This window comes from Gordonia pseudamarae, from assembly GCF_025273675.1.
Taxonomy (GTDB): Bacteria; Actinomycetota; Actinomycetes; order Mycobacteriales; family Mycobacteriaceae; genus Gordonia; species Gordonia pseudamarae.
In genome coordinates, this window is sequence record NZ_CP045809.1 from 4,383,054 (window position 1) to 4,406,929 (window position 23,876).

Below are 23,876 nucleotides of genomic sequence, written 5' to 3' on the forward strand. Positions count from 1 at the left end.
CCCGGGTCGTACCGATCGAGACGAACTCAGTCGAAGATCTCGGCCACAGACGAAGCCCCGCGGGCGAAGCGCGTGCTCCAGTCGGCGACCTGGTCGGGGGTCGCACGTTCGATGCGAACGCGGATGTCGCTGTCGAGTTCGCCGAATCTCGTTTCGAGCATGGCCACCAGAATCTGTACTTGTCCCTGGTTGATGCCCTGACTGATGCCCTGTTCGATGCCTTCTTGGCGGAGCTGTTGTGCCGTCGTCACTGCGGCCTCCTTTGCGTCCTCACCCAGTTGTGCTGCGAAGTCGGTAATGCGGTCGATGGGTATGTCGCCGACTCTTAGAAGATACGTGAAGAACACCACGAGCAGGCCTGGCTCGTCCGCCGCGACGGCTCGCCAATCATCGAGTCCCGCAAACAACCAGGCCGTGGCGTCGGTAGGCGTCATCACCGTCGAGGGTCGTGCGAAACAGGAGGTCACTGTGCACCTGGCGCAGGTTGTCATCGACGAACGACGCCGCGACGGGCTCCAAATGGTCGAGGTCGATGTGCGCCGCGACTTCAGCCGACAGCACCGACCGCAGTTCTGATCCGGCATGCTTAGGATCACCGAACACCCGCCGGAACAAGCCGTCATGCGGCTGGTGTGCCCGCTCACCTGAACCCCCATCGGCCATAGGGCCGACCATACGTGGCCGTACGGACATTTTGGGTTCGCCCGGATTCACCGGGACAGACCAACTGTCTTGGCGGACACTTCGAGCGCCGCCCGTGCCCTCGACTCGTCGGCGTGCAGGTATGCCTGTGTACTCAGCACCGTCGAATGCCCGAGTATGGCTTTGATCGTCGTCTCGTCGATGCCGTTGGCCAGTAGCAGTGTGGCCGCGGTGTGGCGCGCCTCGTACAGCAACGGCGTGCGGCTGTTGCCGTCCGGGAGCGTGACGGAGACCTTTGCTTCCCGCGCGATCTCATACCACTGTCGGCGATCCAGTTCCGCCGATCGGGGGTTGCCGTCACCGCGCGGCCAGACCAGCCCGGACGGCGACGACGGCGCGCACTTCGCCCACGATGACAGCGAATCGACGAGCCACGGCACGAGCGGGATGACGCGGCTCCCGGCGCGAGTCTTGGGCCGGACGAGGTGGTAAGCACCGCAAATCTGTCGAGACTCGAACCCGCGTGGAACGCGGAACCCGCTCTCGGGTCGCCTGAACGCACGATAAGGCAACGCCTTGAGCTGCCAGGCCAGCGTCATCGTCGCAGCCTTGAGGTCCACCATTTCCCAGGTAAGCCCCAACGCCTCCGCAGGTCGCAGCCCTTCGACCAGCGCCGCGACCCAACGCGACGCGTCAGGGCGCGTGACGGCCACGGCGAGGATTCTCGCAGCGGACTCCGCACTCAAAGATTGCCGTGAGGAATGCCCGGCGCCGGGGCCGCTCACGTCGCGGACACGCTGGGGGACCACGTAACCTTCGGCCACCGCATCAGCGAGGATCTTACCGAGCACCGCGTGCGTACGCTGCATCGTGGCGAGCGCGAGACCCGCATCTTCCTGGGCGGTCGTGACCTTGCGAATGTCTGCGGGCGCGAGTTCATCGAGGCGCAGATGTCCGATAGTCGGCACAATCCAGCGGTTCACCCCCGAGCGATCGGAGACGAACGTGCCCGGCCGCACGATGCGCTGCCGCTGTTCGAGCCACCGCTCGGCCCACCGCTTGACCGTGATGCTGCCGCAGGTCTGGGACGTGGCCAGTTCTGCCGTGGCCCTCCGCTGCGCCTCGGTGAGTCTGGCGCGAACTGCCGCCTTCGTCCGTCCTTTAAAGGTGACTCGGTGCCGCGAGCCGCGTTCGGACCACCCAGCCTCGATCGAGGCCACCCACTGGCCCCGCGCGTTCTGGTAAATCGAGCCGGTTCCCTTGCTGCGTTGTTTGACCTTAGCCATCATCAAATGATGACCGCGACCGGCGAGCAAGGGTAGCCATCGGGGTAGCCATCGAGCACAGCATCACACCGGGTGGGGACGATCTGGAACACCTTGACCTGCATCAATACACGACGACGCCGACGTGATGGCCACAGTTCATGAAGGACGACTACCCGACCGGCAAGGCAGACCTGATGGCCGCCTTTATGGTCCGTGCGCAGGAGTTCACGGTTCGGCGCGGTACCTGGGCGATGATCAACCTCCCGTCGTGGATGTCGTTGAAGTCGTTCGAAGATCTGCGGCACGACCTGCTCAGGGATCAGCGAATCGTCTCAATGGTCCACCTCGGACGCGGCATCTTCGGGTCGGACTTCGGGTCCGTCGCCTTCGTGATCGACAACGCACCGGCCATGTCGGCGCGTGGCGTGTATCGACGCCTCTTCGAGCAGCACGTAGATGTCAGGTCGGTGTCCACGATCGAGGCGCTGTTCCTCGATGCTGCGTATAACCGCTACGAGGTGGCGCAGGCGGACTTCGCCGCGATCCCCGGCTCGCCGATCGTTTACTGGCTCAGTGAAAAGATGCGGGCTGCCTTTAGCCTCAAAATTTCGTGGGGTGGCGGTCGGTTGCCGATGGCCCGATTGGGTGGTCTGGGGACCTGACTTCGGGCCGAGGCCGTGAGGAGTGTGCCGAGGCGTCGGTGGGCGTTGGGGTTCACGGCCCCGAAATGTGGTCCTTTCGGTGTTGGTTGGTCGGGTTGGTTGGGTGGTCAGCGGGGGTTGGGTAGGGTGTCCAGCCGGGTGAGTGCGGCCAGTAGTAGGTGTCGGCCGGGTGCGTGTGTGGCGAGTTTGAGTCGGGTGCGTCGGGCGTGTCGGGTGATCTTGGCGGCGATGGAGAACAGGTGCAGTCGTAGTTTTTTCGGTTCCCAACGGCGTGCGGTGGTGCCGTCGAATCCGAGGAGTTGGGTCCAGGCGATCAGTTCGCAGGCGAGCATGACTATGGCGCACCAGATGCGGTTCTGGTCGAAGCCGTGCAATGGAAGGTTTGTCAGGCCACAGTCTTTCGCGTTGCGGATGCGGTCCTCGCAGCGGGCACGACGACGGTGGCGCAGTTCCAGTGCGGCGAGCTGACCTGTGGTGGTGTTCGTGGCGAAAGCGGTCAACCGCATTCCGTCGGAGTCGGTGTAGCGCAGTTGCGCCCCTGGATGCGGGTGTTCTTTGCGTACGATCACGCGTATACCGTCGGGCCAACCCGACAGGTCGAGCACGCCGGTCAGCTCAGCCACCCACGCCCCGTCGCGTTCGGTGCCGTCGCTGTCATAGGCCGGTGTCCACGCCGCAGGTTGGAGGCGGTCGATGACGGTGGCGATGGTCTCGGTCAGCCCGAACCCGACCGAATAGGACAGGCGCCGACGGGTCAGGTAGTCCAGGAAATCGTGTGTGCCACCAGCGGAATCGGTGCGGATCAACACGCTTTTACCCACCCGATACCCGCCGGTGCCCCGGATCTGTGTCAACGCTTGTTCGACGACGGTGATGTGGTCGGCGGCGGTGTTGGAACCAGCGTTGCCCGGGCGTAGCTCGATTGCCAGGGGTTCACCGGTACCCTCGCCCTGGTGGTCGACGAACGCGCACAACGGGTGGAACCCGAATCCTTTCTTCCACGTCGCGGTGGCCTGCTGCTTCTCCGAATGGGCGGTCACCAACGTGGCATCGAGATCGATGATCAGCGGTGCACGGGCATCACGGCCATGATCAGGGGCACCCTCACCGGCAGCGGACCACGCCGTCGCACGCGCGGCTGCGCGTGCGGTGTTGATCGCCGCCAAAGCTGTGGTGGCATCGGCGGCCAACGTCGAGACCAGCCGTGACACCGTCGGATCGGAGGCCACCGGCCCGAACACACCCGGATCGGTGCGGACCTGGTTGATGTCGGCCAGGCAGTCCCCACCGATCGCGACCGCCACGGCCAGATCAGCGATGATCTTGCCCGGATCATGGGTTGCCATCGGCGCACGCCACGGCGCCAATGCCTGTGACAGTGCGCTGGTCAGACCAGTTTTGTGCGCCGTACGCAGCAACACCACAGCCCCCGCATGCGACACGACACCGGTTCCTGAACCATCTACCGACACTGACGGGTACGGCGACGTAGACTTACTCACCTGAATGGTGCTCCTCGATCTGGTCTGTTTGGAACCTTCGCAAGTTCAATCATCCCAGGTCAGGGCACCATTCTTTGTTAACGACACGGAATTACCGTGAAAGGCCCAGGTTAGCATCGGCAGACCGATACGTGAGGTAGGCAGTCCGAAAGCTGGCATGCACGGTGGTGACGTCAACAGATTTGTGCGGCATTGGCACGAGGTGAGTGAGGGGCAAAGCCTTCGCAATGCGGAGTCAACTTCGGAGGTTCACGCGAGCGGAAGGAAGTGGGTTAGCCTTAACAAGGGTGGTTCGTATCGAAAGTGGTACGGAAACCACGAACATGTGGTCGCCTATGATCAGAAGAATTACGAGGTTCTCCGCGTAAGCGGGAACAAACTTCCGTCCCGCGAGTTCTATTTTCTTCCATCCGTTTCTTGGTCAAAAGTCAGCAGTGGTGCGCCATCGTTCCGTGCATATCCGCCGGGGTTTATATTTGCCGATGCGGGTAATTCGATATTTGCGACCTCTCCGAGGGATCGGGCTGCATTGATCGCATTCGCAAACTCACAAATGGCCTTCGACCAGTTGGCAGCTGTGGCGCCGACCCTGAATTTCGAAGCTGGCCAGGTCGCCGGACTTCCAATGGCCGACGATAGGCCCGACACTATCGTTGATCGGGTTGGTGTCCTTATCGAACAATCCCAGACCGACTGGGACTCCTTCGAGTCCTCCTGGAACTTCACCAGAAGCCCGCTGGTCGACTTATTCGAGCGCGACTAAAGTCGACTTCACCTACCCGAGGAATCTATACGGTCATGCAAATTTACCAACGGATTTTGCTCGAAGTTCCATGATGTTTCGGACCGATCCCAATCCGTCCTCGACGTGGTTATGAGGTTTTCTATTGTGTCGGCGGGAAGTCCCTCGACTCCAGGCGCGAATGGTGCGAGTCCTACGTACCCAATATCGAAGTGCATAGTTGGAGCGAGTACCTTCAGGACCTCCATGGCGTATTTTGAGTTCATGATCATCGCAATCTGATCCAGAAGGGACTGCGCCCCGAAACCCGAGTGGCCCGTATTGGAGTGAACGAATCCGGCAGGGTAGCGCCGGAAGGCAGCTTCGCCGGACGAGATATCCGACCAGGACACTGATTGCGAAAAATAAGTTCCGGGGTTACGGATTACCGCGCGTGGCTTGAAATCGACGACTTCCGCACCGTCGTTCTCCCAGTTGAGCACGTACTCCTGGTTGCCGTACCATTTCCGGAACTCGCCGCCTTTGTTGTAGGGAAACCAGCGTGCTCCGCTCGCTGCGGCTTCTTCACGTGATGTGCAACTGAACGCGGTGCGGCTGCCTGATACTTCCCACCAAAGGCGAAGAAATCGGTTGTTATCGGCAGTCGCCAACCCTTGCCGGAGGTTGACTACGTCACTGAGCTGCTGACCCGCCGCAAATGACTCCCGCATCTTTTCACTGAGCCAGTAAACGATCGGCGAGCCTGGGATGGTCGCGAAATCTTTACTGGACGCGAGATGGAAGCCCGACTCCTGGTCACGGCCAGCAAGCGCAACGCGCAATGCAGCGACCTTCTCGCCCTCTGAGGAACCGTCGACCAAGCGTATAAAAGCGCCCTTCGTGGTGCCGGCAATGGTTTGGCTCCCGGACGGGCGATCGTTCAGGACAAACGCCGTTGACGAGACCACCTCGCCGCCGATTGAGTCGAAAGCGCGTGTACCGAGGTGCAGCATCGAGCTGATCTGGTGGCGGCCGAGTAGCGAGATCCGCAACTTCTCGAACGAGCTGAGGAACATCCATGACTGCATAGTGATGAGCGCCGCCAGTCCACGCGGGGACGCGAGATCAGCACAACGTTGGATGAAGGCTGCGAACAGGTCGGATTTGCTTTCCGGGTATTCGTCCTTCATGAACTGTGAAAGGAGGGCGTTCATCTGCTTCGAGCCCATGTAGGGCGGGTTCGCGATGGCGACCGCGTACTTGCGGGCAAGGTATTCGGCCTGCTCGACGATCTGTGCTGCGCGATCACTGATAGTGGCGAACAGGTCACCGCGCTCGGCGAGTTCGGTGACTCGTTTCGCGGCGATTTCGGCCTGTGTCGCGTCAGGTCGGATCAGGGCCCCGAACATGTCGGCGTGTTCGAATTGCCGCCAGAACGCACGTTCCATGTCCTGGTCGGCACCGGGGTCGGCGAGCTGTTCAATGTCGTCGTCGCCAAGGGCGATCGGCTTGATCACACAAATTTTCGGCTTCACTCGTTTGCCGAAGAACGTGCGCTGCTTCGCGCGTGCCTTCATCGTAAGTGCGAACGCGGCCAGCGCTCCGGCGCGTGGGTCGATTTCGGTGCCGTGGAGGTTGTGGGCGAGGATCAGACCCGGAATGTCCGCCGGTGCACGGCCCTCTTCTTCGTACATCGCGTACAGCAGGTCGAAGGCGTAGGTGAGCATGTGACCCGAGCCACACGCCGGGTCGATCACCGTCAACTCCTCGGGGCCGGCAATCCTCAGGAAGTCGGTCTCCTCATCGACGGGAGCGATGTAGTAGTCCATCTGGTCAACCAGCGGTGAATCCGGCCGGTTGAGCAGCCACAACCGGCCGAGCGAGTTCTCCACCAGGTAGCGGACGATCCAGTGCGGGGTGAAAAGTTGGGTGGCGGCAGGGATCTCCTCGGCCCCGGCCTTCTTGTTCTTCTTGAAGCCGGCGAAAACCTCATCTTTACGGTCGGAGATGTAGAACTGGTAGAGCCAGCCGATCACCTCGACTTCTTGACACACTTCCTCGGTGAGCACATCGCGGGCCCGAGACAGTACACTGCCATCTGCCAACAGACCAGACGGCATGAGCAGTTCAGTGTAGGCGCCCTCGGCTTCGAACATGAACGGCATCGCCTTGTTCCAGTGGCGGCAGTACTCCATCAGCAGCAGCGCATACGCTTCCCCCTCGGGGTCGGTGCTGCGCCGAGTGCCGTCGAGGAGACTGATCACCGCGTCGTGCGCATGGGTGACCACCTCGCCGTCGAGGTCGCCGCGTTTCGCATCGGCCAAGATCTCCGGTTGGCCATGGGCCTGGGCGTGCGCGGGCGAAACCACACCGGCGTCGGTGTAGCCACGGGCATCCATGAAACGCAGGGCGACGAGTCGGTTGAACCAGGTGTAGGCGACCTTGTCGACCACGTGCTTGCGGCTCTGGTTGCCGATCGCCGCCTCCAGCGCGCGAACGGTGTCGGCGCGCTCACTACGCGCGACAGACCCGGTGGCGAGTACCGCCGACATCCGCGCCTCGACCGCGGCGATCAGTTCGCGTCGGGCCGCCTTCGCGAAACTCTCCAACGGTTTGGTGTCCATGTTGCGTCCTTACCTGGGTCTATGAAGTACCGGGGTGAGCTACAGAGTGATGCGTTTGCCGTCGTTGATGGTTGCGAGCAGCATCGCACGAAGCTGATCCAGATAGGCGTCCACCTCGGCTTCGGTTTCCAGCACACCGCCCGCTCCGGGCAGCGACAGTTTTTTTATCGAGATGCTCTGCTTCGTCGGGGTTGTGGTCACCGTACGAGTCGTTTGCCCGTCGTCGGCGCCTTTCGGCTTCGGGGTCGGCAGAGCTTTCGATGCTTCGAGTTCGTCGAGTATCGCCGGGTAGGTGGTGTCGGCGAATTGGGCGGCCAGGCTACGGATCGTCGGGATCTGGGTCTCCTGCCCGACTCGGGCCAGTACCTGCTCGGCCCGACGGGTCACCGATTGACGAGCCGTCTCGGTGGCTGCCGAATACGAGGCGCTGGTCGGCACCTGCTCCCAGTAGTCGTTGATCTTCGTGGTGGCTGTAGCCCGCTCTTCGATGAGGACACCGTCGAGCTGTTTTTGCAGAGCCGTGACCGCATTCCCGAGTTGCGTGGTCCTGGTGCCGCGGAAAATCTGGGCGTCCTCCAGTGCCGCCTCGATCGTGTCGGCGGCCCCGGCGGGCAGGTGCGCGATGTTGGTGTTGTTGGTCTGGACGAATGTGTGTGCGTCGTCGTAGATGGTGCGCTGCTTGCCGTTGAGGAATGCCTTGATCGGATCGATCGTGTTGTCCTTGGCATCGAGCAGGTCATCGGCGCCGGTGAAGTGTTCGACAAACCACGGCGCCGGGTTACCGCTCAACTCGGTGAGGAGCCTGATCGGCTCGTCGAGCTGACCGATAAAGGGGTATGCGGCGGCTCCGGCGCGTAGTGCTGTCAGCTCGGCCAGTTTGGCTTCGAGATGCTCCTTACCGACACGACCCAGTTCGGCTGCGTCCTTGGTGACACTGCCGTCGTCGGTGAATTCGATGACGAACTTGCGGAACAGATTGACGACCTTCTGGTCGTAGACACGTTGCGGGGCGACGACCAGCTTCGCGTGCTGCTGGGTGTTGCGCAGCGCCGACGCGATCTCCGTACGAGCCAATGCCATGCCGTCGAGCTGGATCTCGATCTTCGACTGCCCCGCGAGGTAGGCCACCACGGCGGCGATCGACCACAGATCCCAGCCATAAGGTTTGGCGATGTATCGCGCGATGAGCTGCTTCATCGTGACCATCTCGTGCAATTTGCCGCGCATCACCAGATGCCCGAGCAGGTCATCGGCCGGAACCTCCAAAATGGTGGCAGACGACTCGAACATTCCGTCCGTCGGGTTCACCAGTCCGCCCAAACTCTGCTCGCCGAAGGCCTTACCACCCAACATGCTCAGGTTGGTGTAGGTGGCGGCGATAACCTTGCCGAAGCCCTCGTTGATGCGTGTCTGTACGTCGGTGGCGGTGACGTCGAGAACTCCGGCGTTGTGGATCAGCGTCGACGCCCCCACTGCGGTGCGGAGTCGTTCGACGATCTCCTTTTCCCGTTCGGCGTTCTGGGTGCCCTTCTCACTGAGGATGCGGCTCTCGATTGCCGTGCGCGCCGATCCCTGGGTCCGCTTCACGTATTTCTCGGTTTTCAGCAGTAGCCGTAAGTCAGCGAGGATTCGATTGGCTTCCACCGGGAGTACAACGCGAAGCTCGTCGTAACCGGTACTTTGCATCCTGATCGTGTCCAGACTGAAATCGGACTCGGGGCTGATGACATGCAAAGCCAACTCGTACTGTTTGCCGTACGGGACTCCGTCAAGTTTGTACCCGAACGGAAAATTCTGGCCACTCTTGGCGGTGGCCTTGGTGGTTTTCACCACTGATTCGGCGAGCAGCTTGTTGAGTTTCGCGGAAACGTCGGAGCTGTCGATGTCGACGTCCTTGATTTCCTGCTCGATCTTCTGCTCTTCATTGGTCAGATAGTCATACAGGTCGCCGTTGCGCTGAATGTAGGTCTGCGCCTCCAACGTGTTCAGCGCTTCGAGGACGTCTTTGCCGAGCCGGGTGAGATCGGTACCGAAACGGTCGTAAACCAGCACCGTGAGATTGCGGGGCGTCGCCTTGAAACTGTCGACGTACTTCACCAGGAACAACGCTTTGAGTAGACGCACCGCGAGAGGGCTGATCTTTCCACTACCACAGGCATTTTCAGCGTTGATGATGGCACGCTGATTCGCGGACTTCAACGACGCGCGGATACCCTCGAACATCCGGTCGAAGGATGCGAGAGTGCCGAGCGGCCGACCGGCGAGTCCGGAGGCAACCTGTTGGACGACACCGAGCATAGAGCGTTCGCCGACAGAGCTGTTGCGGCCCTCGAAGATATTGTGGTCGCTGATCGTTTCGATCGCCGCCTGGAACAGCGGGAACTGGTAAGTGACAAACGGGTAGGTGCCGATGAAGTGCGCCTCGTCGCGGTAGTTCGGATAGTGGCGGCCCTCGACGAAATCGAACAGGGTCTTGAAGTTCGCATTCTCCGCGTCGTAGATCCCCTCGACCTCGTGGCTCGCCTGATCGGTCTTGGCCAACAACCGTTTGCGGATGACCTCTTCGACATCCTGACTGGTGAGTTTGAGCCGATTCTTGAAACGCGCCTGAATCTTGGAGAAGTCGTTGGCCTGCTGCTTGGTGCGGTCGCCACCGACTTTCTCCATATCCTCCTGGGAGGTCACGAAGATCCACGCCCGCCCCTGGCACTTGGTGGCGAGCGATTCGGCGATCGTCTGAAGGTTCAGCATCAGCTGCGTGTTGGTACCGATGAACTGACCGACCTCGTCGACAAAGAAGTTCAACCGGTAGCCGGCGGGTTGCCCGCCGAGCCACGCGGCCACCTCGTCGGCGAAGTCCTCGATCGAGACCGCGTAGTTGGCGCTGTACTGGCGGATGATGCCAGGACTTTCCACGCCGTTGACCTCAGTGAAGGCTTTGTCGATGTTGCCCGCTTCAAGGGCGGCCTGTTCCCGGCCCTGCGTCCACGGGATACCCGCGATCCGCTCGAAGGCATCCCGGAAGGCAGCGTACTGGTCGCGGGAGTCGAGATCACGTTCGAAACGGGCGATGTGCCCCTGATTGCCGTAGTAGCCCCGTGACTCGTCGAAGATCTTCACGAACACCTTCAGCAGGGCGTCCTTCTGATCCTTCGAGATCAGGGTGGCTTTCTGGTCGATGTTGAACAGCAGGCTCTTGGCTTTGATTCGCTCGGCCTTGTCGATCAACGCCGGCAGGAACTCGTCGTCGGCCTTTGCGTGGAATTGTTCGCAGACCTGGGAGCGCGGGTAGGTATGATCGTCGATGTCACCGAGCAGGTGCGCGAGCATCTTCAACAGGTGCGACTTACCGGAGCCGAAGAAACCGGAGATCCACACCCCGTTGGCGTTGGTGTAGTTCGTGTACGCCTCCAGCACCAGCTCAACGCCCTTGGCGGCCTCGTTGGTGAGGACATACTCCTCCACCTCGGTGGCGAGGTGGGAGGTGTCGTCGGCCTTGATGACCCCTTCGATCGACCGGTCGATCGGTTTGGCGAAGATCTCGTTGATCGTGGTCACACTCATGCCTCCTGCTCCAGAATGTCTTTGGCCCGGTAGTAACTGTCGCTCGCGCCGAGGTTCAGTGCACGCAACTGATGCCCGGCCGATTGGGTGAACTCGTACGTGCCCGGGAACCACACCAGCAACGGGCGGCCCACCACCACGCTTTGCAGATTCTCCAGAACCGTGTGCGTACGGATGAACGGAAACACTTCGCCGATACCGGTGAGGAAAACGACTGTGCGGTGGGAGTCGGCTGTCGGTTCGGCGTCGAGACGGGTGCGGATCGCCGGGGCGAGATGATCGTGCGGATCGAGCATCCCCTGGAGCATCTCTCGGAACTCGACCTTGTCCATCGTCGGCTCCGCGGCCAGAACTCGTTCCCAGACTCCGCGTTCGGTGAGGAGTTGGACAGCGAGCTCATAGAGGTCGATGTCGACCACGCTGATGCCATCGTCGCTCCGCAGTTTGGTGCTGACCCTGTCGCGCATCCCGTCGACTTCCAGGGACCAGGCGGGCGGGAAGTGGTAAATGAAGAACGGAACCTCTTTGGAGAGTCCCTCCATCTTCAAGAACCGGTCGCTACGCAGCACGTCATAGACGTGCTTCTCGTCGTGGGCGAGATTTCGCTGGGCCGTTGTCATCGCTGCACCTGATCGCCGAATGATGTGAGTGGTGTGTTGGTCGGGAAGAACCGCAGGTCGCTGGGCGTGCGGCGGTCCAGTACCTCACCGACGCGCTCGGAGAGCACGGCGGGGACGATGTCGCCCGCATCAGTACGCAGACCGGCCTCACGGAGCATCCGGAACAATGTTTGCCGGAGCTTCTGCAGCGTGGACGGCTTTAGACCGTCGAGTTCCGGATGCCACAGGCTTTTGCCGGTGAGGAACCGGTTGACGTCGTCGGTGCCCAGCGTCGGCGTCAACAGCAGGAAGCGTTCCCGCAGTACTTCCTCGGCAAAGTCGCCGATCAGCGTATAGCGGCGGCAGGCTGCGGCCCACATCAGGTGGTACTGCTCCGTCGGGCTGCCGTCAGCGAGCAGTTCGATTTCGTCGTCGTCGAGTACCGCAAGGCGCTGAACTGTCTCCCGGGTGACCCGGACCAGTGAGGATATCGTACGCGCCTGCAGTAGGTTGCCGTCGACAACCCGGGCGCGGGTGAGCACCCAGTCGCGAGAATCGAGGTAGATAGCCGCGACGGCCACGGCCTCGCGAGCAAGGAGACCACCGCTGGTGAACGACAACGCGTAGCGCAGCTCGTCAGTCACGTGGCGTACGGCCTCCCTTCCTGTCGTCCTGGCCGCATCAAGACTATCCGGACCCTACGACACCAGCGCCGACTGATACGCGTCGCCTCGCCGACCCGAGGCGGACACGGCACCCGCCTGCCCGTCGCTCCACCGTCGGCGTTCCTCGTCACCGGTTCAACCGGCGGACGCCGAAGTACTCCGTCACCCTCATGTACAAGGTGTCGTCGTCACATGTGCGCCACTACTCGGATGCCACCGACGATCAGTCCGGCACCGATCCACCGGGTCAGTGTCATCGTCAACTCTCCGGACACTGCGCGGCCTCGCCCGACAGCACCCCCCGCCAGCTGAAGTCGCCGGCCAGCACGTAGCGCCCCGGTGCCGGGGCGCGGATCTCCGTCCATCCGTCGACGGTGGCGCTCACGCACGCTGTGATCGTCGCGTCGGCCGCGTCACGCGCCGTGAGATAGCGGTTGGGCCGGATACGGATCTGGTACGAGGCGGCCGCCGGTACCTCGATCACCATCTGCGACGGCGACTCCTCCACGAGTCGGAGCGGTTCGGGCACGATGGCGGTGGGCTCGGCGACCCGGTAGAGCGTCCAGTCGTCGTTGCTCCACGTCCGCCTCAGGTACGGCAGGCCCGACCCGATCAGTTCGGCCTCGGCCTTCATCTGCCGCATGGGTGCGGCCGACACCACGACGTAGGCGACCGCGTTGTCCGAGAGCCACAGCCGGTAACTGCCGGCGGTCAGGGCATCGGTCTCATAGAAGATCGGGTTGTACCGGGCATCGGACTGGTTCTCCCAGCCGCGCGCCAGCTTCACCGTCTTGGCCACCATATGCGACCCGGCGTGGGTGCCGGCGTCGACAAGTTCGACGCGATGGTTGGCCATACCGGGAATCCGCTCGAGCTGCTCCACCAGCGGCGCGTACGAGATTTCCGGGTCGTCGACGTCGGCGGCCGCGATCTGGTCGGCGGTGGCCACGAACACCGAGTACACCAGTGCCGGGGCGAGCGCGATCGCCAGGAACCGCACCGGTCTGCGGGAGAAGTACAGCACCAGGCACGGCAGCACGAAGCAGAAGAATCGGCTGAGGTTGGAACCGATGCCGGTGGGGATCAGGAACAGCGCGAGAGCCACGGCCAGCGCCAGCGGAGCGATCCACACGGCGGTCTCGCGTACCACGTTCGCGGCCGAATCGACGTCGCCGTCCGGGGCCCCGGCCCCCGGTCCCCCGCGTTCGGGTCTGAGCGCGATCCAGGCGCCCACACCGATCAGCACACACCAGAACAGCGTGGTGGCCGGAAACACCTGTGACCCGGGTGCCCCGAACAGGGCGAACGGGACGAGCACGCCGATACCCGAACCGATCAGCAATGCCCATAACGCGGGATCGGGTCTGCTCACGACGGGTGGATCGGCGGCGGGTACCCCGGTGTGATGCCATACCAGCCGACCGCCGTCGTGCAGCGACCGCACCACGAACGGCACCACGGCCAGACCGATGAACGCCGGGGCCAATGCGCTGGCGCAACCACCGAGCACCAGCACGGCGGCACCCACGACGAGCATTCGCCGCTGGATCAGCACCACACCGGCCAGGGTGATGGCCGCCGCCACCGCGAACGCGACCCGCCCGGACATCATGTTCAGGACCGCCGCGCCCGCGATGGCCCATGCCAGCATCGTCGGATGGGCCGCCGACCGCGACAGCGGGTAGGCCAGCGCCGCGATGCCGATAGTCGCCGCGCACAGCAGCGGCAGGGAGCCGATCAGCGTCGACAACGACGGCACGATCAGGGAGTAACTGCCCGGCGAGACCCCGCCGTACCAGCCGAACCAGTACGCCAGGCCCACGCCCGAGCGTGCGGCGTCCTCACGGGCGAGGGCGGCCTGCAGGTCGGACAGCGCCGGGCTGACCAGCAGCAGCGCGATGCTGGCCACGACCGCGGTCCCGAGCGGCAACCATGCGCGCCGGAATCGGGGACTCTGGTGCAGGATGCTCACGGCTCCGGCGTAACCCGTTCGGCCGGGACACTTCCTGAAAGATCCCCCGCCGACCGATCCCCGCCCGAAGGATCGTGTTCTGACGGATCGCGACCGGAAGGATCGCGACCGGACAGGTTGCGCGCGGACCGCTCCGGCTTGTGCAGGGATACCCGTCCGGGCCGGATGTCCGCCGTGTCACCGGCGGTGACATCCCGCCAAGTGATCCCGCTCAGCGGCGACGCCAGATACCGCCGCCACAGGTAGCGCATGCCGTAGGCGGCGAGAGCTCCGACGAGCAGGGTCCCCAGCCCGGCGACGACGTCGATGAAGTAGTGATTGCCGGTGCCCATCACCACGAAGAAGGTGGTGAACGGGTAGAGGCAGCCGAGCACCCGTACCCAGTGTCTGCGGCCGAAGTGCACGAGCATGATGCCGCACCAGGTGGCCCATGCACAGTGCAGCGACGGCATGGCGGCGAACTGGTTGGAGACGGCATCCGATCCCGGCGCACCCGACTCCGGCCACCAGCCCCATGAGCCGGTCTTGGCCATGATGTCGACGAAGCGTTCGTCGGCGAGCATCCGCGGCGGCGCCGTCGGCATCGTGTAGAAGCCGATGAGGGCGAACCCGGTGGTGAACACCAGCACCGAACTCATCAGCCGGTACCTGTTGCGATGCGCCACGAACAACCAGATCAGGACGCCCGGGGTGACGATGAAGTGCAGCGATGCGTATTCGAGCGCGCTGAGTGCGGCCACGGGCGGGGTGTCGTTGACGAACTCGTTGAGCCAGCGCTCGAACGCCAGGCCGAACTCGTCCTCCCAGGCCAGGATGTCGCGGCCGTTCTTGAATGCCACGCCCACGTCGCCGTCGGCCATGTTGCGGATCATCGAATAGATTCCGTACAGCGCACCGAGGACGAGGATCTCCACCCACCAGCGAGGGGCGACGAAGTACCTCATCACCGCGGTGACACCGCGCGGCAGCCTACCCAGGGCACCCCATACCGCACGGCCGGAGCCGGCATCGGAGGCAGCTGCGGCGCCGTCGACAGATCCTCTCGCACCCGTCACGGCGCCCTCCTCACAGATCCGCGGACACCTGATGGCTGTGCCGGCGTCGGCGGCCTCCGGCCGCCACAAGCGTTCGTGGATACGGTGCACCCACAGGGAATGTCTTGCTGACCCTAGGTAAACACCCAGTGTGGGCGCAACCTGCCCTCTGCTCACCGAATGGTTCTTGGCAGTGGCCACCACCGCACCGGCGGGGACCCCTCAACCCTGTCCGTCGGTGACAGGTCAAGCCGCCAGCATACACTTCCGCGCCGGATTACCCGTGACCTCAGCGAACCACCACGCGCCCGCACACCCTTGCGCCCCCGGCGACAGAAACGGTACTGTCATGCAAATGGTCAGTCCAAAACAATAGGACTAGCCGTGACACGAGAGGACGCCGAAGTCTGATGACCGAATTCACCGACATCACCTACGAAGTCGACAACGGGCTCGCCTGGATCACCATCAACCGCCCCGATCGCTACAACGCCTTCCGCGCGCAGACGGTCGACGAACTGATCCTGGCCTTCAAACGCGCATGGGTCAGCAGCGACGTGGGTGTCATCGCGCTCACCGGAGCCGGCGACAAGGCGTTCTGCGCCGGCGGCGATCAGAAGCAGCGGATGGAGACCGGCGACTACGGCCCCTCGATCAGCGGCCTGTTCGAGGTCGAGTCCCTGCACCGGGTGATCCGTGACGTCCCCAAGCCGGTCATCGCCGCGGTGAACGGACTGGCCATCGGTGGCGGGCATGTGCTGCACGTACTGGCAGATCTCACCATCGCCGCCGACACCGCCCAGTTCGGCCAGAACGGTCCCCGGGTCGGCTCCTTCGACGCCGGTCTGGGTTCGGGCTATCTGGCCCGGGTCGTCGGCGAGAAGCGCGCCCGCGAGATCTGGTTCATGCTGCGCCGTCTGTCGGCCGAGGAGGCCCAGGAGTGGGGCCTGGTCAACAAGGTCGTACCCGCCGCCGAATTGCGCAACGAGGTGCGTACGTGGGCCGACCAGATGCTGGAGTTCTCCCCGACCGCACTCAAGGTGCTCAAACAGTCGCTGAACACCGACACCGAGCATTTCGTCAGCATCGGCCAGATGGCGTACTCGACGCTGGAGATCTTCGGCGAGACGCCGGAGGCCCGCGAAGGTATCACCGCGTTCAACGAGAAGCGCAAACCCGACTTCGGTCAGTACCGCGGAAAGTGAGTTCGGCGATGTCGAAAGCCACCCCGTCGAAAGCCACCCCGTTCACAGGTGAGTTGCTCGCCAGCAAGAGAATCCTGATCACCGGCGGCGGTACGGGTCTGGGCCGCGGGGTGGCCCGGCATCTGGTCGATCACGGCGCACAGGTGCATCTGTGGGGCCGCCGCGAGGCGGTCCTGGCCGACGCGGCGGCCGAGGCGTCGGCGTCCCGGCCGGGTTCGGTTCATATTCACACCGTCGACGTCCGCGACTACGCCAATGTCGACGAGACGATGAGCCGGATCTGGGCCGATCACGGACCGCTGACCGGTGTGGTCAACAATGCCGCCGCCAATTTCATCGCACAGACCAAGGATCTGAGCCCACGCGCCTTCGAGGCGGTGACCAGCACCGTGATGAACGGGTCGTTCCACACCACCCACGCCGCCGGCAAACGCTGGATCGCCGACGGACTTCCCGGCAGCGTCCTGTCGACACTGACCACCTGGGTGTGGACCGGATCGGCGTACGTGGTGCCCTCGGCGATGGCCAAGGCGGCCGTACATTCGATGACCATGTCATTGGCCGTGGAATGGGCGAAATACAATATCCGGGTCAACGCGATCGCCTCCGGTCCCATCCCCACCGACTACGCGTGGGAAATGCTCAACCCCACCGACAAGAGTTCGGTCGGGGCGACGCAGACCGATCAGATTCCGGCCGGCCGGGCGGGCACCATCGAAGAGCTGGCCAACCTGACGATGTTCCTGCTCTCGGATGCCTGTGACTATCTGACCGGCCAGACCGTCGCGATGGACGGCGGTCAGATGCTCGCCGGTCCGGGGACCTTTGCGGGCCTGAACTCCCTGACCGATGCCGACTGGCAGCAGATCAAGGAAACCAGCAAGGCCGCGTCAGCGGCGAGCAAGTCACAACGCAGCGTGTAGAGCGCCTGGACCGGCCGCGATCATGACCGAATCGACCACCACCGCCGCGACAACGAAAACCTCAGCCCCTCGACGCCTGGCCGGCGTCGAGGGGCTGTGGGTGTTCATCGGCGTCGACATGACCTTCTTCCTGCTCTTGTTCTTGTCCTTCATGGTCGGTCGCCGCGATGCGACTGAGGAGTACGAGACCGCGCGCCGGGTACTCAACCCCACCTTCGGCGGCGTCAACACCCTGATCCTGCTGACAAGCTCCTGGTGCGTGGTGATGGCGGTGCGGGCCGCCCGCGACAAGCGCCCGGAGGTCTCCCGCTGGCTCCCCGCGGCGGCCTACTGCGGTGTCGTGTTTGCCGCGCTGAAGGTGGTCGAATACGCCTCCAAGATAAGCGACGGACTGACCCCGGCCACCAATGACTTCTTCATGTACTATTTCGTGCTCACGGGATTTCATCTGATGCACGTCGTCGCGGGCACCGTGATGCTGCTGGTGTTCTGGAACATGACCCGCAGGAACACGTTGAGCAGCAACCGTTTTCTGGCACTCGAGTCGGGCGCCGTCTTCTGGCACATGGTCGACATGTTGTGGATCATCCTGTTTCCGCTGCTCTACCTGATGAGGTGACCGTGACCGATCTGCTGAAACGGCCGACGACAGTGGTCTGGCTGACCCTGATGCTTGCCACGGTCATCACCACCTGGTTCCTGGCCAAAGACGCATTTCCGGCGCCCGCGGGCACCGTTGGAATTATTCTGATCGCCGCAATAAAAGCTCGACTGGTGCTAAATTATTTCATGGAATTGGGCACCGCACCCCGAGCCGCACGCATCGTATTCGAGGGCTGGGTCGCGGTGGTCACCATCGGGGTCATCGGATTGTATTTGGCGGCCTAGCCATACATATCCGGATAGTTCATAAACCGGATGCCGTCAACCTCTGCTCATCTCCTCGGTGACCGATTCCGGCGTCTTCTACATGCAGTCTACGAGGGAGAAAACGATGGAAGAGCAACAAACCAAGACAAGTTATGGCTCACAGCGAATCGGATTGTGGTGCACCTGGATCTTCGCCGCGCTGACCGTGATCGGCTGGCTGGGCGTGGCCAACTTCTACAAGCCTGAACCAGGCGACAACAGCGCCGAGCAGATCAAACAATGGTTCACCGAGGATCACCGGTGGGGCATCATCATCGGGTGCACCATCTTCTACGTCGCCTGCGGACTCCTGGTACCGGGATCGATCCAGTTCGGTCTCATGCTGTCCAAGATCGAGGGCCGGCGGCCGCTGTGGTCCTTCACGACCGGTGTATGCGGAATCTTCATCTCGCTGATCATCTTCTTCAATTGCTGCGCCTGGATCACCGCTGCGTACCGGACCGAGAACGGTGGCGATGTCATCCAGGCCTGGTACGACTGGGCGTGGTTCGCTTTCCTGCTCGGGTGGATCTATCTGTCCATCGAGATGCTGTCGACCGCCGTGGTGGAATTGTCGGACAAGCGCGCCGAGCCGATGGTTCCGCGCTGGATGACTTGGCTCACGATCGCCGGGGCGGTCACGCTGATGACCGCTGCGGGCCCCGCCTTCTTCAAGAGCGGTCCTTTCGCCTACAACGGACTTCTCGGATTCTATCTGCCGATGGCGATCTGGGGCTTCTACCTGGTCGGCACGGCATGGTTCATGCTCAAGGAACTCGACCGGGAGGAGGCAGCGGAGCGGGACGGTGCACAGGTCCCGACGGGACCCTCACCGACGCCCGTCGGCTGAACCCCCGCAGCGCGATGACGAACGGTTTCGACCCATCCTCGGATCGAAACCGTTCGTCGTCGTGGCTCACTACTTATAGCGTACGTCGGTAGGTGTAGCTGCGGCTTCGGGTCAATGCGAACTCGAAAATCCCCGACCCCTGTGTGCCATCGAGCTCGAAGGCACACAGGCGGTCGGTGAGGGCCGAATCCAGGGTGCGGGGCGACACCGATCCGTCCAGCGGGTACCGATCACTCTCGACGTGGTCGGCTCCACGCGAATTGCCGTGGTGTCCACCGTATCCCGCACCCGCCATATAGCCTCCCCGGCCGGCCGGGTCGGCCCGGACGCGATATGTCCGCCCGGCCTCGGTCCGCACCTCGACATGGCCGCCGGTCAGGTCGAGTCCGTCGTCGAACGTCAATGCGTGCCGCACGCCGGTGATCGGATCGAGGTGCCCGGCCACATGCATCACCGCGCCCTCCAGCAGTAGCCGCTCTCCGGTCCGGGTCTCCACCAGCAGCAAGCCGATCGAGAACTCCGGAAACTGTGCCTGGAACCAGATGTGCAGTCCCTGACCGCCGGCCATCGTCCGCACCCCACGCGACCGGTCACGCTGCCCGTACCAGCCGTCGAGGGAAACCTCCGCGCCGTCGACGCGCAGAGTCCCTGTGTAGGTACCGGACTGGAAGAGATGATCGAACGCGGTTCGCGTGGAGGTGGCGTTGTCGACGGCCACCTCACCCCACCACGCCGGGGTCCTCGACCGCCAGACGATCTCACCGTCGACACCGATATCGTTGGCGGCCAGCGTCAATCGCCACCGTTCGTTCGGGATCTCCACGTCGTAGCGCAACGGACCGGCGCCGGTGCGGCCTGTCACGCCCAGTTCACCGGCAAAGCGCAGATTGCGCTGCTCGGCTCCGTCGGCGTACACCAGAAAGCCGTCGGTGGTGTCCTTCGGCGGATAGATGCCGAACCCCAGGATGATCGACGGAGACCCGGGTGCCACCTCCACCGGATGCATGTTGAACATGAACCGGTCGAAGAAGCCGGCCGGTAGATCGGTCCGTTCCGGGCCGATGAGCGCATCGTGAAATTCGGCCTGCTCAGCCATATCGGTGAACCTCCGCGAGTCCGGCCGCCCGGCGGGCATCGTCGAGGAATCGACGTACCAGTGCGGGGTCGGCATAGTAGGGGTCGCCGATGCCGTCGTGGACACGCCGCCGGCTGTATTCGTAGAGCACGGCGAGCTTCCACAGCGCAAGGGTGGTGTACCATCCCAGATTGCGCAGATCACGCCCGGTCTGTTCGCTATATCGTTGGGCAAGTTCGTTTTTTGATGGATATCCGTCCTCGAGCAGGGCCACGCTCAGCTCTGCCGTCGGGTTGAGCGGGCGGCCCGGTTCGGGCACGGTGGCCAACAGGTAGCCGACGTCGAACAGCGGATCACCGGCGGTGGCCAGTTCCCAGTCCAGGACCGCCGCGATCCGGCCCGGCGTGCCGGGGGCGAGGATCACGTTGCCGATCCGGTAGTCGCAGTGGATGAGCGTGGCACCGGACTCGGTCGGCGTGTGCGCGGCCAGCCAGTCGGTGACCGCCGTGAAATCCGCCGGCAGATCGCCGTTGTCGTCGGCGATGAGTCCACGCATTCGCCGTAGGTGCCGGACATTGAAGCCCTCGGGCCGGCCCAGATCGTCCAGACCGGCGGCATGCCGGTCCACCCGGTGCAGCTCGGCGAGAGTATCGATGAGGCTGTGCCCGATCAGCTTCCGCTGCCCGGGTGTGTCCAGCGGCGCGGGGGTGCGGTCGGTCACCACCGGCCCCGGCGCGAAACTCATCACATACAGCGGCACGTCGATGACCTCGCCGGCGTCGGCGACGGCGAGTACCCGCGGCACCGGCACTGCGGTGGACGCCAGCGCCGCCAGCAGCCGCGCCTCACGCAGCATGTCGTTGGCGCCGGGCGGGATCGGTGGCGGCGGCGGGCGGCGCACCACGACACTGCGACGGCCGTCGCCCACCAGGAAGGTCAGATTGGAATGACCGTCGCCGATCCGCCGGGTGGTGACCGGCCCCGACAGCAGGTCCCGATCATTGAGGAAGCCCGTCAGCGCGGCGAGCGATTCTCCGGCCCAGTCCCAGCTCACGCCACACTCACTTTCCGGCGAAGACCGCCGGCCGGCGTTCTTTGAACGCCGCCAGTGCCTCGGGCATGTCCTCGGTGCGGGTCAGCAGCGCCTGGCCCCGATTCTCCAGTTCCAGTGCAGCCTCGTACGAGCCGATCTCGGTGTTCCGCTGGATAGCGCGTTTGGAAAAGCGCACTCCGGCAGGAGAGTTCAGGGAGATCTGGCGTGCTGTCGACAGCGCTTCGTCCAGGAGCTGTTCGGTCGGGACGATGCGGTTGACCAATCCGATCCGTTCGGCCTCTTCGGCCTCGACCACGCGTGCGGTGTAACCGATCTCCGCGGCGCGCGCGGGACCGATCAGCCGGGCGAGATTGTAGGAGGTGCCCAGCTCACCGAACGACAGGCCCACCTGGACGAAGGCGGCGCTGATCTTCATGGTCGGCGCGGCCAGCCGGATGTCCGCGGCCAGCGCCAGCGCCATCCCGCCACCTGTGGCAGGCCCGTGGATGGCGGCGATCACCGGGAACGGCAGATGCCGGATCGACGCGATACCGCCGGTGGCGGTCTCCTGGAACCTCATGAACTCGCCGGCGCCCATCTCGGTCAGCACGTGTACCTCGTCGATATCGAATCCCGCGCAGAACGCCCGGGTCCCGGTGCCCGTGACAATCAGGGCGCGCAGACCGCTGTCGCGCAACGCCCGTCCGACGACCAGGTATTCCCTGAACATGGTGACGGTCTGGGAGTTGGCCCGCCCGGGCCGGTTCATCCGGAGGATCCCGATCCCGGGTTCGGCCTCCTCGAAGGTCAGCGTTTCGAGTTCCGGAAATGCTGTCGCCATTATCTTGCGCCTCGCTGTCTTGTGCATCGCTGTCTTATGCCTGGCGATGTGTGATGGTGGTCAGTTGCCGACGAAAACAGGTGGGCGCCGTTCCTTGAAGGCGGCCAGCGCCTCGGCCATGTCCAGGCTCCGGGTCAGCAGCGCCTGGCCCCGGTTCTCCAGTTCCAGCGCGGCGGCGTACGACCCCACCTCCATGTTGGCCTGCAGCGCCCGCTTGGACATCTTCACCCCGCCCGGCGAATTGGTGGTGATCTTCTCGGCCAGGGCGATCGCATCGGCCACCACGTCCTGCGCCACCGCGTTCACGATGCCGAGCCGTTCGGCCTCGGCCGCGTCCACAACCCTTCCGGTGAAACAGATCTCGCTGGTGTGGGCCGGGCCGATGAGCCTGGTGAGCAGCCATGAGGTACCCAGATCGCCGGCCGAGAGCCCGATCCGGACGAACGCGGCGTTGAACTTGGCCTCCGGGGAGGCGAGCCGGATGTCGGCCTGCAGTGCCAGGGAGAAGCCGCCGCCGGCGGCCGGACCGTTGACTGCGGCGATCACCGGCACATGCAGGCCGCGGATCGCCGACAGCGCCCGCGCGGCCCGTTCCTGCTGGTCGAGCATGCCGATGGCGCCGAGCCCGGGCAGATCGTCGGCGTCGGCGAGATCGTATCCGGGGCAGAAGGATTTGCCGGTGCCGGTCAGGATCATCACCCGCAGGGTGTCCTCGGCGTCGAGCGCCCAGGCCAACGCCTCCAGTTCGACGAACATGGTGTCGGTCATCGCGTTGAACCGGTCGGGACGGTTCAGGGTGACGACGACGATTCCCGGTTTCACTTCGTCGACGAGCAGGGTTTCGTAGGTGGTTTCGGTGACTTTCACAGTGGCACTCCCGGTGTCCTGGGCACTCCCGATGTCACGGGCTTTCCCGGCTTATGCTCGGCGATTTCGTTTCGGTGATGGATCTGCGGTCAGCGGAACCGCGGCGCGCGCTTTCCGACGAAGGCGGCGATGCCTTCGGCCGCCTCACCGTCGGTGAACAATGCCTGAATCTGCTCGACCTCGGCCCGGGCACCGTCGGCCAGCGGCAGATCACCGGCCGCGTCGACGGTGCGGACGACCGCCAGTTGCGCGGGCAGCGACGGACCGAGCAGCTCCTGAGCGAATTCCAGTGCCGCGGTGTATACATCACCGTCGGTGAGCCGGTCGACCAACCCGATACGGTAGGCCTCGTCGGCCTTCACCTGCCGTGCGGTGAGCATGATGTCGAGGGCGCGCCCACGGCCGACGAGACGGGGCAGCCGCTGAGTGCCGCCGGCACCCGGGATCAGGCCGAGTTTCACCTCGGGCAGGCCGAACCGTCCGCGCGCACCGGACACCCGCAGGGTGGCGGCCATGGCCAGTTCGAGTCCGCCGCCCAGGGCCACTCCGTCCACCGCGGCGATGGAGATCCACGGCGACGCCGCCAGCCGGTCGTTGACCTCGCGCATCTTGTTCCCGTAGGCGGTGAACGTGGCGGCGTCGATGGTGGACAGGTGTTTGATGTCGGCGCCCGCGGCGAAGAATCCTTCCCGCGCAGACGAGATGATCATCACCTTCACATCGCCCGACTTCTCCGCGGCATCGATCGCCTGGTGCAGGCCGTCGAGCAGCGGTATCCCGAGCGCGTTGGCCGGCGGCCTGTCCAGGATCACCGAGGTGATTCCCGGTGCGACGATCTTCCAGGTGACCACGTCCTGCGGCTTGTCTGCCATCCCGTTCCCTCGGATTCCCTCGGTCTCACTCATGTTGAATAGTACTTT

22 protein-coding genes are annotated in these 23,876 nt (G+C 63.8%); 7 read left to right on the top strand and 15 right to left on the bottom strand.

Features of this window, described 5'->3' with window-relative positions; translation table 11 throughout:
* Window positions 1-26: 26 nt before the first annotated feature.
* From GII31_RS19115 to GII31_RS19120, 3 genes are read right to left on the bottom strand one after another with little or no spacing between them, the layout of a single operon-like run.
* Complete coding sequence (locus GII31_RS19115; protein ID WP_213244944.1) at window positions 27-434, bottom strand: RpnC/YadD family protein; 408 nt, start codon at window positions 432-434, stop codon at window positions 27-29.
* Window positions 388-693 (bottom strand): Rpn family recombination-promoting nuclease/putative transposase, encoded by a 306-nt coding sequence (locus GII31_RS22665; RefSeq protein ID WP_353735568.1) that lies wholly within the window; start codon window positions 691-693, stop codon window positions 388-390. Before GII31_RS22665 ends, GII31_RS19115 begins: the two co-directional genes overlap by 47 nt.
* Window positions 694-710: 17 nt before the next feature.
* The gene (locus tag GII31_RS19120; protein ID WP_260840112.1) at window positions 711-1,928 is read right to left on the bottom strand and encodes a tyrosine-type recombinase/integrase; all 1,218 of its coding nucleotides are present in this window, start codon (window positions 1,926-1,928) and stop codon (window positions 711-713) included.
* Window positions 1,929-2,068: 140 nt separating this feature from the next.
* Between GII31_RS19120 and GII31_RS19125 the strand changes: the two genes are divergently transcribed.
* Window positions 2,069-2,572 (top strand): BREX-1 system adenine-specific DNA-methyltransferase PglX, encoded by a 504-nt coding sequence (locus GII31_RS19125; RefSeq protein ID WP_260840113.1) that lies wholly within the window; start codon window positions 2,069-2,071, stop codon window positions 2,570-2,572.
* 107 nt (window positions 2,573-2,679) lie between these two features.
* On the opposite strand, the gene GII31_RS19130 is transcribed toward GII31_RS19125, so the two are convergent.
* Entirely contained in the window at window positions 2,680-4,074 is a 1,395-nt protein-coding gene (locus GII31_RS19130; protein WP_260840093.1) for an IS1380 family transposase, read from the bottom strand.
* 325 nt (window positions 4,075-4,399) lie between these two features.
* On the opposite strand from GII31_RS19130, the gene GII31_RS19135 reads away from it, so the two are divergent.
* Complete coding sequence (locus GII31_RS19135; RefSeq protein WP_260840114.1) at window positions 4,400-4,837, top strand: BREX-1 system adenine-specific DNA-methyltransferase PglX; 438 nt, start codon at window positions 4,400-4,402, stop codon at window positions 4,835-4,837.
* A gap of 8 nt (window positions 4,838-4,845) precedes the next feature.
* Here the strand turns inward: GII31_RS19135 and pglX are convergent, their stop codons facing one another.
* The 6 genes from pglX to GII31_RS19165 all read right to left on the bottom strand — a co-directional run bounded on the left by pglX (window position 4,846) and on the right by GII31_RS19165 (window position 15,274).
* Window positions 4,846-7,419: a BREX-1 system adenine-specific DNA-methyltransferase PglX gene (gene pglX, locus GII31_RS19140; protein WP_260840115.1), complete on the bottom strand. Its 2,574-nt coding sequence runs from the start codon at window positions 7,417-7,419 to the stop codon at window positions 4,846-4,848.
* A gap of 39 nt (window positions 7,420-7,458) precedes the next feature.
* Entirely contained in the window at window positions 7,459-10,983 is a 3,525-nt protein-coding gene (gene brxC, locus GII31_RS19145; protein ID WP_213244950.1) for a BREX system P-loop protein BrxC, read from the bottom strand.
* The gene (locus GII31_RS19150; RefSeq protein ID WP_213244951.1) at window positions 10,980-11,603 is read right to left on the bottom strand and encodes a DUF1788 domain-containing protein; all 624 of its coding nucleotides are present in this window, start codon (window positions 11,601-11,603) and stop codon (window positions 10,980-10,982) included. The genes brxC and GII31_RS19150 overlap by 4 nt, the downstream gene beginning before the upstream one ends.
* A complete protein-coding gene (locus tag GII31_RS19155; RefSeq protein ID WP_213244952.1) occupies window positions 11,600-12,226 on the bottom strand; it encodes a DUF1819 family protein in 627 nt (208 codons plus the stop codon). Before GII31_RS19155 ends, GII31_RS19150 begins: the two co-directional genes overlap by 4 nt.
* Before the next feature lie 280 nt (window positions 12,227-12,506).
* Window positions 12,507-14,219, bottom strand: a complete 1,713-nt coding sequence (locus GII31_RS19160) for a hypothetical protein (protein WP_213244953.1) — start codon at window positions 14,217-14,219, stop codon at window positions 12,507-12,509.
* On the bottom strand, window positions 14,216-15,274 hold the full coding sequence (locus tag GII31_RS19165) for a phosphatase PAP2 family protein (protein WP_246221954.1): 1,059 nt from the start codon (window positions 15,272-15,274) through the stop codon (window positions 14,216-14,218). Before GII31_RS19165 ends, GII31_RS19160 begins: the two co-directional genes overlap by 4 nt.
* Before the next feature lie 389 nt (window positions 15,275-15,663).
* Between GII31_RS19165 and GII31_RS19170 the strand changes: the two genes are divergently transcribed.
* The 5 genes from GII31_RS19170 (at window position 15,664) to GII31_RS19190 (ending at window position 19,140) form a co-directional block, all read left to right on the top strand.
* A complete protein-coding gene (locus GII31_RS19170; RefSeq protein ID WP_213244954.1) occupies window positions 15,664-16,458 on the top strand; it encodes an enoyl-CoA hydratase-related protein in 795 nt (264 codons plus the stop codon).
* A gap of 8 nt (window positions 16,459-16,466) precedes the next feature.
* Window positions 16,467-17,381: an SDR family oxidoreductase gene (locus GII31_RS19175; RefSeq protein WP_213244955.1), complete on the top strand. Its 915-nt coding sequence runs from the start codon at window positions 16,467-16,469 to the stop codon at window positions 17,379-17,381.
* Window positions 17,382-17,403: 22 nt separating this feature from the next.
* Window positions 17,404-18,000, top strand: coding sequence for a cytochrome c oxidase subunit 3 (locus GII31_RS19180; protein ID WP_213244956.1), 597 nt, complete (start codon window positions 17,404-17,406; stop codon window positions 17,998-18,000).
* Window positions 18,001-18,002: 2 nt separating this feature from the next.
* Window positions 18,003-18,269 (top strand): cytochrome C oxidase subunit IV family protein, encoded by a 267-nt coding sequence (locus GII31_RS19185; protein WP_213244957.1) that lies wholly within the window; start codon window positions 18,003-18,005, stop codon window positions 18,267-18,269.
* A gap of 106 nt (window positions 18,270-18,375) precedes the next feature.
* Entirely contained in the window at window positions 18,376-19,140 is a 765-nt protein-coding gene (locus tag GII31_RS19190; RefSeq protein WP_213244958.1) for a hypothetical protein, read from the top strand.
* A gap of 73 nt (window positions 19,141-19,213) precedes the next feature.
* On the opposite strand, the gene GII31_RS19195 is transcribed toward GII31_RS19190, so the two are convergent.
* The 5 genes from GII31_RS19195 to GII31_RS19215 form a co-directional block, all read right to left on the bottom strand.
* Window positions 19,214-20,236, bottom strand: a complete 1,023-nt coding sequence (locus tag GII31_RS19195) for a DUF7064 domain-containing protein (protein WP_260840116.1) — start codon at window positions 20,234-20,236, stop codon at window positions 19,214-19,216.
* Window positions 20,229-21,269 carry a phosphotransferase family protein gene (locus tag GII31_RS19200; protein WP_213244960.1) on the bottom strand — a complete coding sequence of 347 codons (1,041 nt, stop codon included), beginning with the start codon at window positions 21,267-21,269 and terminating at the stop codon, window positions 20,229-20,231. The genes GII31_RS19195 and GII31_RS19200 overlap by 8 nt, the downstream gene beginning before the upstream one ends.
* Before the next feature lie 7 nt (window positions 21,270-21,276).
* Window positions 21,277-22,089, bottom strand: a complete 813-nt coding sequence (locus GII31_RS19205; protein WP_213244961.1) for an enoyl-CoA hydratase/isomerase family protein — start codon at window positions 22,087-22,089, stop codon at window positions 21,277-21,279.
* 60 nt (window positions 22,090-22,149) lie between these two features.
* On the bottom strand, window positions 22,150-22,956 hold the full coding sequence (locus GII31_RS19210; protein WP_213244962.1) for an enoyl-CoA hydratase/isomerase family protein: 807 nt from the start codon (window positions 22,954-22,956) through the stop codon (window positions 22,150-22,152).
* Between the two features lie 89 nt (window positions 22,957-23,045).
* Window positions 23,046-23,828 carry an enoyl-CoA hydratase/isomerase family protein gene (locus GII31_RS19215; RefSeq protein ID WP_213244963.1) on the bottom strand — a complete coding sequence of 261 codons (783 nt, stop codon included), beginning with the start codon at window positions 23,826-23,828 and terminating at the stop codon, window positions 23,046-23,048.
* Window positions 23,829-23,876: the final 48 nt, after the last annotated feature.

Excerpts from the sequence above, each read along its gene's own strand:
- GII31_RS19115 (WP_213244944.1), bottom strand. The coding sequence starts at position 434 with ATGACGCCTACCGACGCCACGGCCTGGTTGTTTGCGGGACTCGATGAT.
- GII31_RS22665 (WP_353735568.1), bottom strand. The coding sequence starts at position 693 with ATGTCCGTACGGCCACGTATGGTCGGCCCTATGGCCGATGGGGGTTCA.
- GII31_RS19120 (WP_260840112.1), bottom strand. The coding sequence starts at position 1,928 with ATGGCTAAGGTCAAACAACGCAGCAAGGGAACCGGCTCGATTTACCAG.
- GII31_RS19125 (WP_260840113.1), top strand. The coding sequence starts at position 2,069 with ATGAAGGACGACTACCCGACCGGCAAGGCAGACCTGATGGCCGCCTTT.
- pglX (WP_260840115.1), bottom strand. The coding sequence starts at position 7,419 with ATGGACACCAAACCGTTGGAGAGTTTCGCGAAGGCGGCCCGACGCGAA.
- brxC (WP_213244950.1), bottom strand. The coding sequence starts at position 10,983 with ATGAGTGTGACCACGATCAACGAGATCTTCGCCAAACCGATCGACCGG.
- GII31_RS19150 (WP_213244951.1), bottom strand. The coding sequence starts at position 11,603 with ATGACAACGGCCCAGCGAAATCTCGCCCACGACGAGAAGCACGTCTAT.
- GII31_RS19170 (WP_213244954.1), top strand. The coding sequence starts at position 15,664 with ATGACCGAATTCACCGACATCACCTACGAAGTCGACAACGGGCTCGCC.
- GII31_RS19175 (WP_213244955.1), top strand. The coding sequence starts at position 16,467 with ATGTCGAAAGCCACCCCGTCGAAAGCCACCCCGTTCACAGGTGAGTTG.
- GII31_RS19180 (WP_213244956.1), top strand. The coding sequence starts at position 17,404 with ATGACCGAATCGACCACCACCGCCGCGACAACGAAAACCTCAGCCCCT.
- GII31_RS19190 (WP_213244958.1), top strand. The coding sequence starts at position 18,376 with ATGGAAGAGCAACAAACCAAGACAAGTTATGGCTCACAGCGAATCGGA.
- GII31_RS19195 (WP_260840116.1), bottom strand. The coding sequence starts at position 20,236 with ATGGCTGAGCAGGCCGAATTTCACGATGCGCTCATCGGCCCGGAACGG.
- GII31_RS19205 (WP_213244961.1), bottom strand. The coding sequence starts at position 22,089 with ATGGCGACAGCATTTCCGGAACTCGAAACGCTGACCTTCGAGGAGGCC.
- GII31_RS19215 (WP_213244963.1), bottom strand. The coding sequence starts at position 23,828 with ATGGCAGACAAGCCGCAGGACGTGGTCACCTGGAAGATCGTCGCACCG.